Consider the following 12939-nt stretch of genomic DNA (forward strand, 5'->3'; position numbering starts at 1 on the left):
TCGGAATCCAGCCCAAAAAAAATCGCCTCTCCAATGTGGAGAGAGCGATTTTTTATTTTATTTCTTCAGCCACTTTTTTCTTAGCTGCTTCAATTTGTGGGTCTTCTTTTGTGATTTTATTCCTTAATTCAGTCATTAATTTATTTGTGGTATCTCCCTGAATCATACCTGTTTCTTTTAAATCATGTTCCTTCTGGAATTTTTTAACCGCTGCAGCTGTGTCTTCATCAAAATATCCATCTGCTTTACCTGGATCGTATCCGATTGCCTCAAGCATTTTCTCCGCACTCTCCACTCCTGGTGACATCGTGGAGATTGTAAGTTTTTCTTCTGGATTAATGAACGACAAATTAGCATAATCAGGCATTTTGACATTGATGTCAGGCTTGATTCCTTTTTTATGAATCCAATTACCATCCGGAGTCAGCCATTTCGCATACGTAAATTTCAAATTAGATTTATCCGTGAAGTCTATGGCAGATTGAGCAGTTCCCTTACCATATGATTTAACGCCTACCAACGGAATATCAGCAGATTCATTTAACGCAGCTGCCACTATTTCGGAGGCACTTGCACTTCCTTCATCAATTAAAACAACAGTCGATAAATCAAACTTATAACCTGTGTCTGTTGCTTTTGATACTTGTCTGTTACCACTTCTATCCTCAACCTGGAAGAGGGTTTTACCAGCAGGAACAAACATATTCGCTATGATTTCAGCCTGATCTAATAAACCACCCGGATTTTGCCTTAAGTCAAGGACAATCCCCTTCATTCCTTGCTCTTCTACCTCACGAAGCGCTTTTTCAAGCTCTTCGGCGGTATTTTCAGAAAAACTTGTTAGTTGAATGCTGGCTATTTCGTCAGTCAGGTTTTCTTTATAGACTGTATTAACCGGAATGGTATCTCTTACAAGATTAACTTCCATTGTTTTACTTGCTCCGGGACGTTGAATCAATAAATTAACCTTTGTTCCTTTTTTTCCGCGGATTTGCAGCACAGCATCACTCGATGACATTCCCTGCAGGCTTTTATCATTTACTTTTAAAATAATGTCGCCTGCTTTTAATCCAGCTTTTTCAGCAGGTGCTCCCTTAATCGGTGAAACAATTACAATTTGATCATTTTCCGACATTATTTCTGCCCCTATACCTTCAAAGGAAGATGAAATGCTTTCATGAAAGCTCGCTGCTTCTTCTTGTGTCATAAAATCTGAATAGGGATCATCAAGTGATTCCACCATTCCGTTTATAGCACCATCAATTAATTTATCTCGGTCTACTTCTTCAAAATAATTATTTTCAAGTGTTTCCAGGGCACTCTTGATTTTATCCATATCGCTTTCAGATCCACTGAAAGTAGTCTTAATTCCTGATGTCGATTGTTGTGAACTATTTACTATGTATCGTGTTGCAATAACACTAAGAATAATTAATAAAGCCGCTCCTAAAATAAGATAGACCCATCTTATCTTTAGATAACCCTTAGGCTCATTTGCTTGTCCTTGCTCTGAATCCAACTGGTTCACCACTTTCACTGAACTATACTGCCATAAGATTTATCTATATTATAACAGAACCACAAATTATATCCTACTCAGTTGCCAACTGGATATACTCTTCGAAGGTCAAGTCCCTGTTCTTCATATCTGTAGCATATTCTTTTCTCACATATCTAATATGCCAAGGTTCGTGCATATAGCCCGTTATTTTTTCTCCATTTTCTGGATAACGAATAATAAAGCCATATTCTGCCGAATTTTCCGCAAGCCATTGACCTGCTGCCGTTGAACCAAAGGCTTTATTCAATTGGTAATTATTTTCCGCACTTGAAACATCCATCGTCAGGCCCGTCTGATGCTCACTCTTTCCAGGCTCCGCAACCGATTGCTGAGCATGTTCGATACCGGATACTGCAATTTCTGCATTGTATAGTTGAACCTGTCTATCATAGGAACGGAAACCGGAGACCGCAGCGATTTCAACTCCATCTTCACTTGCTGCAGCAAACATTTTTTCAAGAGCCTCAGCAGCTTCTTTCCTCATAAACTGTTTTTCATGTTCTCCTGAGAAGGAAAACGTCACATCTGGTTTTACTAAATCACCTGCTCGATAACCAACTGGTAGGCTATATTCTTTGTTAACCAACACAAGTATATTATCTGGATTTTGGATGTAGTTAACACCATCCTCTACCTTAATATCGTTCAATAGATCAGCACCTAACTCAACACTGTTATCCTGTTCCTCCTGACCATTCGTTTCCTGTGCTTCGTTCTCATTCTCTTGATTAGATGAATTAACCGAATCAGTAGGTAATCCATCACATGCTGTGAGTAATAAAGCTGTTGCCATCATCATCTTTAGAAGTATTGTTCTCATTTCTCTTCCCTCACAATTTCTTTGCTCTAACTGCCACCAAGCTATTTCGTCTAGAATTATTCGTAGCTATTATTCTATTGGACCATTCAACTTAATCTGTTTATATGTATGTATGAATCCATTCTCTTAGGCGCGAATCCCATTTATCCTTTTATCTTTTTCAAGTATATATGAAACGATTGCTGTATGCTCTATTTTTTATAAAATCAATTTATTATACCTACCACCATTCATCCTATAATTCACCAATAGCACTATTATATAAAAAAAGCCCTGGTTTTCACCAGAGCTTACTTGATTTTTTAATATTAGGCTTTAATTGCTGTGTCTAATGCTACTTCAATCATGTCATTAAATGTTGTTTGTCTTTCTTCAGCTGTTGTTTCTTCACCCGTAATAATATGGTCACTTACGGTCAAAATGGATAATGCCTGTCTGCCATATTTAGCAGCTAATGTATATAGTGCAGTTGTTTCCATTTCAATCGCCAAAATACCATATTGCGCCCATTTTTGATGATCGGCTTTATCATTATAGAATTGGTCTGCTGTAAATACATTACCGACTTTAAGATGTAATCCTTTATCAACACCAGTATCATAGGCAGTTTTTAATAAATTAAAATCAGCTGTTGGCGCAAAATCTATTCCATCAAAAAGTAATTTATTCATATTGGAATCAGTAGATGATGTCATGGCTAAAATAACGTCTCTTACTTTAACATCTTTTTGAATCGCACCGCATGTACCGACACGAATTAATTTTTGTACATTGTAGCTTTGCATTAGTTCATTAACATAAATAGAGATGGACGGAACACCCATACCTGTTCCTTGAACAGACACTTTTTTACCTTTATATGTTCCTGTATAACCAAACATGTTTCTGACTTCATTATAACAAACTGGGTTGTCTAAAAATGTTTCAGCTATATATTTTGCTCTCAATGGATCTCCCGGTAATAAAACTGCTTCCGCGATTTCGTTTTCTTTAGCTCCTATATGTATACTCATGTTTGAATATTTCCTCCTTTATGTAACGACAATACTGTCTCTATTCAAATATAACTATACCACAAGCCATTAAGAAATAGAAAATGACGGATTATTCAGATTTTAACAGACGTAAAGACGGTTCACTATAGCCCAGCCACCTGATTGAAGCTGATAATAACTCTTTTTCTCATAATTATCACCAATCATAATGATATCCCCGCTTGATATGGTTCTCCCTTGATAATTCTCAGGTATCATATCTCTTATATTAAATTTCTTAAACAATTTATTAATAACATCCGTATGGTTATCTCCATCGATTTGCCCTTGATACACAAGTTTATAACCTTTTTTCTCCCGAGGGTGTTCGGTCTGAAATATGGCGATTTCATATTCTCTTCTTCTCAAAGTCGACCACTGTAAAATTCTTTGTTTTAGCATACTTTCCCTCCTAATGTGTTTCTTATTAAATTTACACCTTCCCTTAAGAAATTCCTGCAATGAAAAACTTCTATTTTTGTCGAAAGAAAATTTTCGTAGTCAGATGAGCTTTTTTAATACATTTTTTTGCTTTTTTTCAATGTTCTGTCGATTGGCTGGATTCTGCCGGAGTTTGGCTGAATAATCGGGGGGTTGGCTGGATTCTCACGAAGTTTGGCTGAACTATAGACGAAATTGTCTCATTTATTCTCAAATTCAGCATAAATAAATCTATATATGAAAAAACAGACCACTCTTGGTTTGAGAAGTCTGTTTTTTGATTAATGAGGTTCTTTTTTTTCCTTTGTGGTTTGATCCTCTACTAGTTTTTTCAGTTTTTTTACAGCTGTATTCATCACTTTACCATAGGTATCGTCGCCAAACATATCAAGCAATATTCGATAATCATTATAAATGTCGAGAAGATGATTAATCATGTCATCTTGTTCCATATCCTGGTTATTCTTTCTCTTTGAACTTAGCATGGGTGATATCTCTGTTGTCTTCTTGTAATGATTGACGTTCATTTTTTGATTAAGAGCATGTTTTTTTAAAAACTGTTCGGCATCCTTGGCATATGCCAGAAAAGTCAAATCATCTTCATTGCATTCCAGCCACTCATTATCATTAATCCTTGATAATTCATATATAATATCTTCCCAAGATTCTTCTTTGTATCTCCAAATCTCGGTCCGAAACCCCATGACTTTAAAGATTTCCTTTCCGTACCCTTTCACTTGCACCAGATCACCAAAAAAGAACTTATAATCAATGTTTACTTGTTCAGCTTCAAATAATAATCCTTCAAATTCTTCTACAAGTATTAAAGAAGATTCCGTAAATACACCATCAGCACCTTGAACCTCATATACATAGGTTTGATTAAATTCTTGAACAGATTTTACTACACCGACGATTCCATTAACCAGTATGACTACAGAATTTCCAATCGCAAACTTTGGTTTATTATGCTTGCCCATTGCTGCCACCCCTTGAAGTTCGGGTAATTTTTTATCAGTATATGCAGTTCATATATGGAGGGGGAGCCTATAATTCTATTGTCTGAATTTTCTTAATGGCAGTTCTGTAAATTTAAATTATTAATCTGCTAATTCCAAATTCCTCAATGCCTTGCTGAACCTACTTTGTAACCATAATTTTTTTACATTATATTGACATTGGAGGCATTACTCGTTAAATATCCTTCAATATTGGTTAAGTTTCAGCAAAAAAAGAATCCGCTTATTCTATGTAATAAGAATAAGCGGATTTTCAGATCGGGTGTTCACACTATTTATAAAAAGATGCTTTCATCAGATGGTATCGTTAGAGTAATACTTGTGCCTTCACCTTCAACACTTGTTATTTCAAATGAGCCTTTTAACTCTTCCATGATTTTCATGCTTGTAGTCAGTCCAAGTCCAGTACCGTTTTCTTTTGTAGTAAAAAAGGGAGTGCCAAGCTTTGTTAAAATAACTTCACTAATGCCGGGTCCATTATCCCGTATTGTCAATTTCACTTTACCTTCCGCACAATCCGTTAAGATACTGATTGTACCACCCCCTGCCATTGCATCGCAGGAATTCTGAATAATATTCAAGATAACTTGATAGAGTCGATTTCGATCTGTATAAATCGTCCCTTCACATTGTATATCTTTTAAAATTGTAATATTTTTTTTATTCAGTTCTGCTCTTTGCAGCAGAATGATTTCTTCAATCAACTCATTAACCGAATACTTTTTTAAAATTAATTGATACGGTTTGGAGAGATTCAACAATTCACCAACGATTTTATTCATACGGTTAAGCTCTTCTATAATAATATCAATATAATTCTTAAATACTTTTTCATCGTATGGATGATCTCTCAATAATTGGAAAAGTCCCCGAATTGTTGTAATGGGATTCCTGATTTCATGGGCTACACCGGCTGCCAGTTGTCCGACATATTTAAGTTTTTCTGTCCTGAGAAGCTCCTTTTCCCGTTGCTCAAGTGTTTCAGTCATCGATATAAACATTTTATTAAGAACCATTAGCTCATAGTATGTGTTTTCAATCTGAGTATATTTCTCTCCATTTGTATATCTTTCTACACCTTCAGCCATGCTTTCAACAGGTTTAACCACTGTTCTGGTTATGTAATAGACAAATCCCAAAATAGCAAGCAGCATTAACAATCCAATAAATATATATCCATTTATCAGTTTCAATAGCGGTGCATATACAATCTTTTTATTGGCTGCTGTAATGACATACCACTGCTCCTGTGCATCGGCTCTTGTCTTGATTGACTTAACTGCAAATAGCTGCTTCCCATCTTCAGATTGAATTAATTCATTGTTTTCATCAGATACAATCAAATCATTAATAGATAAATGATTATCCTTAAGAAAATTTGATTTCAAAATATTTTCTTCATTTTGCTCTGATACAATCCAGCCCTCATGATTTATCATAAATGCCTTATAAGGAAATTTTTGACGTTCAAGCGTTAAATTGGATTCAATGGTTTTCCACAAATAAAACAAATCAAATGTAGGAGCAAATACTCCATTCATTTCGTTATTATTCGTATACACAGGAGTACTAATCCAAAAAAAAGGTTTTTGATGGTCAAATTTATATACTTTTGATAAATATTGTATACCTGCACTTGATTTTTTAAAGGATTCACTTGTAATGAAATTAGCAGACAAATCACTATGCTCTTCTGAAGGGTATACCTCACCATTCTTATTCACATAAATATACCCCGAGTAAATCGATTTTGACTCAACGTACTCTTTCAAAAACTGTAAGGAATCTGCTTTATGATTCGACTGTATACCCGAATGCTTACTTAAGTAGGCAAGGTCACTAATTCTCTCATCTATAAATCGATCCGTTGTATCTGCCGCATGATAGGATGCTGTTCTTAACGTCATTCTAACCTGATTTTCAATTAACCCTTTCTGGGTAGAATAAGAAATAAGCCCAAGGCATACTAAAGGCACGGATGAGATAATAAGCGAATACCATAATAAACGCGTTTGTAATCGAACTGGCATAGTAACACCTGTTTCTTTCTGATAAAATTCATTGGCTAAAAACTCATTTTATACTATTAAAATTGATTATACATTTTAATTAGATAGGGTTACTATGATTTTAATGTAATCGTACCCTATACTTACTGACCAATATGCTGAAGGTATAAATTCCAGGCATCATCAAATAAGCTCATGTCCAATATATATTCACCATTCATTTCTAAATAAAGGCTTATTTCATGATAGTCAGATGAATTTCTAGGAAAACCTGGATCATGAAAGACATTTTCAGCAAAAATGGACATTTCACTTTTCTCCAGGGCATGCCTATATGTGTTTAAAAATTGATAAAAAGATTTCACTTGCTTCCGCTCCACTCATTTAACATTAATCAGGCAATATACATATTACCTAAAAAAACTCCATAATGCTATTATTTACCCAAATACTTGGCGGTTATGTGAAAGCTGTCTAAATCTTATTTTACCTTTAATCTAACATGTATAAATGTTAACAATATGGATAATTTTTAGCTAAATATGTATTGAAAGGATAATTTTTCGTTTCATCCAGTAATAAGTATACATGAAAACAAACTTTTTCGTATTATATTTAATAAAATTTTATAGATTAACAATATTTTTTGTATAAAAAAGACTTCGGCTAAGCCGAAGTTCATCATTTTATACTAAAGCTGGTTCCACCTTGACTTCCGTAACTTTACGGATAATATCACGTGCTACCCAAACACCGCAAGCACTTGCTTGTGCTAGCCCTCTTGTAATACCGCCTCCGTCTCCACCCACATATAAATTTACTATATCAGTTTGGAAGTGCTCATCCAGATTTGGACGTGCGGAGTAAAATTTCGCTTCTACTCCATAGAACAGAGTGTGCTCAGAGGCTAAGCCAGGCGTAACTTTATTTAATGCTTCTGTCATTTCAATTAAACTCTTCATTGTATTGTACGGTAGGACTAATCCTAAATCTCCTGGGACCGCCTCTTTCATTGTAGGTTCTATAAAGCCTTCTTTTATTCTTTTTAAAGTAGACCGTCTACCCCTTAAGATATCACCATACTTTTGAACAATTAAACCGCCATTTGAAAGAGCATTCGCCAGTCTTGATATATCTTGTGCATATTCGGTAGGTTTATCAAATGGCTCGGAAAATTTATGTGATACCAATAATGCAAAATTTGTATTATTACTCCCAAGCTTAGGATCTTTGTAGGCATGTCCGTTGGCAAGCATAATTCCGGAATGATTCTCGACCACCACATGTCCGGATGGATTGGAACAAAATGTTCGAACTTTTGTACCAACAGACGTATTATAAATAAACTTACCTTCATACAAATACTTATTAATTTCTTCCATTACGATATCAGACGTTTCAACCCTTACTCCTACATCCACCTGATTGCTTGTCATCTTAAAACGGCGTTTTTTCAAAATTTCTGTCAACCATATTGATCCATCTCTTCCCGGTGCAACAATGACGTAATCCGAGAAAATTTGTTCACCATTTTTAAGCAAAATTCCTTTTGTAACGATTTGGTGATCCTGTTTTTCCGTGATTACATCCTCTACTTCTGTTTTGAATACCATATCAATTCTATCTTTTAAATATTCATAAATACTTTTTAATATTTCCAGATTTTGCTCTGTACCCAAATGGCGCACTTTTGCTCGCAAAAGTTTTAAACCAGCGGAGTATCCACGCTTTTCAATTTGACGGACTTCCTCACTCATCGGATCTGTAATTGTATCAGTTGCTCCATGTTTTAAGTTAATTGCATCCACATACTTAATTAGTTCAACAACTTGATTATTTGGCAAATAATCCGTCATCCATCCGCCAAATTCACTGGTGATATTAAATTTCCCATCTGAATATGCCCCTGCACCACCAAAACCGTTCGTAATTGAACAGGCAGGTAAGCATCCAGCAAAGCTCTTACGATTAGTTGGTGGTGGACATTTTACAATTTTCTTTTGCAATATAGGACAATTTCTTCTATATATATCATGACCTTTATCAATTAAGAGTATCTTCGCTTCCGGTAACTTTAATGTAAATTCGTAGGCAGCGAATATACCAGCAGGTCCAGCGCCCACGATAATCACATCATAATTCGTTTTCATATGAGGATCTCCTCCGTAAAAATGGCATTTCTTCCAATGAAAACTATATCAAAATGAATATGTAACGTCAACTAATAACACGAACATTAATAAATTTATAATGAATTTCATTCGTTTATAAAGGTATTTTATATAGTATTTTAATCAAAATAGGTTAATTTTTTCGCAAATTACAACAAAAAAAGGGACGGGTGACCGTCCCGTTCTTATCAATTAGTACAATCAGCAGAAAGAAGCACCAATAATGATAAGAAGGATAAATAAAACAACAATCAGCGCAAATCCGGAACCAAAACCGCCTCCGCCTCCGCAGCCGCTTCCATATCCGTAACCTCCAGAACCATATCCACCATATCCATATCCTCCACCGTAACAACCATCTTGACCGTAAAACATTTGCTTCACTCCTTCAGAAGTTCATCCTTACATTTTCACTATATGTGTTAAACGCCCTTTGGGTATGTGCATATGCCTAATTCTGTTGTAAATTTCAGGAGAACGTTGTAACATCAAACTAGAATAGAGAGAAGTATAATGGGGGTTAGTTTAATTTTAAAGCGTAAACAAGCAATATTTCTCGGTATGATCTTAGTCGTGGGCATACTCATATTTTTTAACATCAACATCTTCTATAGTAAAAGCCAAACACAGGACTTATTTAATAAACTACAGAACGCCCAAAGAATTCATTATGTAGTAATTGGAGATAGTATTGGTCGAGGCTCGGGCGCAGAAACACCTGAACTTACCTGGTTTTCACAATTAGAAGACAGGGTGGAAGAAAGCTATGGCAGCAGAATGAGCGGACAATATATCGTTCAAAGTGGGTCTACATCATTTGAAGGAATCTATAAATTACAAAACACGAAAATTTCCCCTTACGCAGATTTGATTTTTATCGTATTTGGGGAAAATGACCGAAAATACATGCTGAAAGACGATTTCGCCGAATTGTATGAAAACCTAATTCGACAAACTAAGATGAGAGCACCGCAAGCAACCGTAATAACCGTCATTGAGAGTAGCTTACCAGATGAAGGATTTGCTCAAACAATTCAGGAAATCAGTCACTACTATGGAGCCATGACGGTGGATATGCGGACAGTTTTTAAAGAATCCCCCTTTTCCATAGCAGAATTAACAAAAGACTCCATCCATCCAAATGGTAAAGGATATGAATTATATTCGACTGAAACCTTTGAAACTCTTAGTGCATTAAAACAAACTCCAAAAACAGAAATTCTTCCTCCAGCTAAGTGGATTAAAGATGATTTCCAGTTAAAAATGAAAGAACAATATAAGCATAATAAGGGATTTATAAAGAAAGCCGCATTCCTGTACTCAAATAAAGAAAACCATCACCTAATATACCAATTTAACGGGCCAATGGTTGGAATCACTTTATTGCGTGGTCCGGATGGAGGAATGGCCGATATCTACATAGATAATCAATTTCATAGCACCATCAGTACATGGTGGCCATTTCAAAAAGAAAGATATATTTACCTGGAAAATAACGTAAGTGAAGGCACACATGAACTGAAAATTATTCCTGCTGGCATTCAAAGTAAAAATAATGTAACGAATGAATCCTATATTCGGATTTACGGAATCATTGAAAAAGAGTAAATCTTTTATTGGAGCTGTCTTTAAATGGACACTCCTTTTTCCAATATATAATCTTCACAATAACAACAACCAGCAGATCACGCATTTAAGACCGCTTCTTTACTATTATTCAGCCAACCGATTGATTTTTGCTTAGAACTCCATATTCAAAATAACGAAGAGCATTGCAGAAGATTTCGGTAAGCTATTTTAAACATAAATATACTCTCATTTTATGGTGAAATAATGTGTCCGTTTATGAACTAAAAAAAGATTATTCATTATATAAATTCAAGAATAATAAAAAAACAGCTGGCGTGAGACCGGTAAAAACCCATCTTCACACCAGCTATTTATCTGTTTTATTTGAAACTCTGACCTTTCGGCTTCACGCCACAAAACACTCACAGAATCGGTTCTTCTCGTTTTTCATCACTTAAATAATTTCTTATATTGTCCGTATCCTTGAGTTTCCAAATCTTCTTTTGGAATAAACTTCATTGCTGCAGAATTGATACAGTATCTTAATCCAGCTGGTCCTGGTCCATCTGGAAAAACATGCCCCAGATGAGAATCCGCTTCATTACTCCTGACTTCTATCCTATGTGCGCTCAATGAATAATCGTCTTTCTCAATTATTTCAGATTCATCAATTGGCTTTGTAAAACTTGGCCATCCACATCCGGCATCATACTTATCCAATGAACTGAATAGTGGCTTTCCGGAAATAACATCTACGTAGATTCCGTCTTCCTGATGATCCCAGTATTCGTTACGAAATGGCGGTTCAGTGCCGTTTCGTTGTGTAACATCATATTGAATCGGCGATAATTTTTTCAGACGCTCAGAATAATTAGTCATTTTTTTCACTCCAGTGCTCGTTTATAAATCCGGCACGACCAGAACCTACTTGATAGGATTCATAATGTGCCTTGTTTTTCTTATAAAAATCTTGATGATATTCCTCAGCTGCATAAAATGGCTTGGCAGGCAGAATCGGTGTCACAATGTCTTTTGTGAATTTTCCGCTATTCCCCAAATCTTGTTTTGACTGTTCCGCAACTTCCTTCTGTTCCTTAGTTGTATAAAAAATGGCTGTCTTATAAGATTCCCCGCGATCACAAAATTGCCCACCATCATCCGTTGGATCAATTTGCTGCCAAAATAACTCGACAATCGATTTATATTTTATAATATCTGGGTCAAATGTAATTTCAACTGCTTCGACATGCCCAGTTGTTCCTGCACAAACTTCTTCGTAAGTAGGATATTCTTTATGTCCGCCTGTATAGCCAGCTATGACGCTTTGTACTCCCGGGAATGTATCAAAAGGTTTTACCATGCACCAAAAACACCCACCGGCAAATATTGCTTTTTCCATTATCCTACCTCCATTTTATTTCATTTTATTAATGTATTAGTTATTTTACTCTTTATCTGCCCATTAAGAAAATGGTTTGCTTATGACTTTTAACATATATAGACACTTGCCTAAGCTCTATTGCATATAGCTAAAGTAAAATTAGGATGTTCGAGGAGTGATAGCAATGTCCTCTATCAGTACAGAAGAGTATAATCAAAAGGCTCAAAAGTACGATTTACTATCTCAATATTATAAATACTCCAATCCTGGACTATTTATAGACTATTACTTTCAACACTTATCTTATATGAATCAGCTCAGGCATCAACTTCCTGTTCAAAGAGTAAGTACAGATCGCTCCACGATTGGAAAGGTTAGATTTTTTCATGCTCTATCATCTGTTAAGAATATAGATATGTATCTAAACGGAACAAGAATTTTCCGTCGTGTTCCCTTTAAGTCGGTAAGTCATTATTTATCACTTCCGGAGGGGAAGTATCAAATTAACCTTTATCCAAGTGATCAGTTACAAACCGTTTTATTGAGCACAAAAATGGAAATTAAAGAGGGTTCTCCTTACACCGTCATTGCTACAGGAGATAATCTATTTTCCATAAAGGACGATCTTTTCCTACCCAGCAAAGAGACAAAATTAAATTGTCTGAATCTCAATCCTGATTCGGGCGGAATTGATATAGCCGTTACAGACGGAGATACCATTTTTTCTAATTTAGCCTTTAAAAAGCCCAGCTCCTATCTTGGATTAACCCCCATGACAATAGAATTTTTAATAAAATGTTCAAAATCAAAAAAAATGATACTCGATCCTTTTTCCGTCACCCTTCATCCGAATCAAATATATACAATGACAATCTTAAGTAGGGGAACTGATCATCGAGACGCTGAAATACAGTTTATTTATAACTAATAAAAA

At 35.5% G+C, this 12939-nt stretch carries 13 protein-coding genes; 2 read left to right on the forward strand and 11 right to left on the reverse strand.

Translation table 11 applies throughout. From position 1 onward, the window contains the following. Nucleotides 1–52: 52 nt before the first annotated feature. From AC4G3K_RS00810 to AC4G3K_RS00850, 9 genes are all read right to left on the reverse strand, one after another. On the reverse strand, nt 53–1528 hold the full coding sequence (locus tag AC4G3K_RS00810) for a S41 family peptidase (RefSeq protein ID WP_491132644.1): 1476 nt from the start codon (nt 1526–1528) through the stop codon (nt 53–55). A gap of 64 nt (nt 1529–1592) precedes the next feature. Then, a complete protein-coding gene (locus AC4G3K_RS00815) occupies nt 1593–2381 on the reverse strand; it encodes a M15 family metallopeptidase (RefSeq protein WP_491075385.1) in 789 nt (262 codons plus the stop codon). 308 nt (nt 2382–2689) lie between these two features. Beyond that, on the reverse strand, nt 2690–3394 hold the full coding sequence (gene deoD, locus AC4G3K_RS00820; RefSeq protein WP_491075386.1) for a purine-nucleoside phosphorylase: 705 nt from the start codon (nt 3392–3394) through the stop codon (nt 2690–2692). Nucleotides 3395–3496: 102 nt separating this feature from the next. Then, entirely contained in the window at nt 3497–3817 is a 321-nt protein-coding gene (locus AC4G3K_RS00825) for a YodL domain-containing protein (protein ID WP_491075387.1), read from the reverse strand. A gap of 320 nt (nt 3818–4137) precedes the next feature. Continuing rightward, nucleotides 4138–4836: a germination protein YodN gene (yodN, locus tag AC4G3K_RS00830; protein ID WP_491132146.1), complete on the reverse strand. Its 699-nt coding sequence runs from the start codon at nt 4834–4836 to the stop codon at nt 4138–4140. Between the two features lie 314 nt (nt 4837–5150). Then, complete coding sequence (locus AC4G3K_RS00835; RefSeq protein WP_491132147.1) at nt 5151–6905, reverse strand: sensor histidine kinase; 1755 nt, start codon at nt 6903–6905, stop codon at nt 5151–5153. A 122-nt stretch (nt 6906–7027) separates the two neighbouring features. Next, on the reverse strand, nt 7028–7249 hold the full coding sequence (locus tag AC4G3K_RS00840; protein WP_491075390.1) for a YozE family protein: 222 nt from the start codon (nt 7247–7249) through the stop codon (nt 7028–7030). 321 nt (nt 7250–7570) lie between these two features. Continuing rightward, entirely contained in the window at nt 7571–9034 is a 1464-nt protein-coding gene (locus tag AC4G3K_RS00845) for an NAD(P)/FAD-dependent oxidoreductase (protein WP_491075391.1), read from the reverse strand. Nucleotides 9035–9256: 222 nt separating this feature from the next. Beyond that, nucleotides 9257–9430 (reverse strand): YjcZ family sporulation protein, encoded by a 174-nt coding sequence (locus AC4G3K_RS00850; RefSeq protein WP_491132148.1) that lies wholly within the window; start codon nt 9428–9430, stop codon nt 9257–9259. Between the two features lie 138 nt (nt 9431–9568). Between AC4G3K_RS00850 and AC4G3K_RS00855 the strand changes: the two genes are divergently transcribed. Then, nucleotides 9569–10663, forward strand: coding sequence for an SGNH/GDSL hydrolase family protein (locus AC4G3K_RS00855; RefSeq protein WP_491132149.1), 1095 nt, complete (start codon nt 9569–9571; stop codon nt 10661–10663). 411 nt (nt 10664–11074) lie between these two features. Here AC4G3K_RS00855 and msrB read toward each other — a convergent pair whose 3' ends face one another. Continuing rightward, nucleotides 11075–11503, reverse strand: a complete 429-nt coding sequence (gene msrB, locus AC4G3K_RS00860) for a peptide-methionine (R)-S-oxide reductase MsrB (RefSeq protein ID WP_491075394.1) — start codon at nt 11501–11503, stop codon at nt 11075–11077. Continuing rightward, a complete protein-coding gene (msrA, locus tag AC4G3K_RS00865; protein ID WP_491075395.1) occupies nt 11496–12023 on the reverse strand; it encodes a peptide-methionine (S)-S-oxide reductase MsrA in 528 nt (175 codons plus the stop codon). The genes msrB and msrA overlap by 8 nt, the downstream gene beginning before the upstream one ends. A gap of 166 nt (nt 12024–12189) precedes the next feature. On the opposite strand from msrA, the gene AC4G3K_RS00870 reads away from it, so the two are divergent. Continuing rightward, complete coding sequence (locus AC4G3K_RS00870; RefSeq protein WP_491132150.1) at nt 12190–12933, forward strand: DUF4397 domain-containing protein; 744 nt, start codon at nt 12190–12192, stop codon at nt 12931–12933. Nucleotides 12934–12939 lie beyond the last annotated feature (6 nt).

Source organism: Bacillus sp. z26, assembly GCF_058313635.1.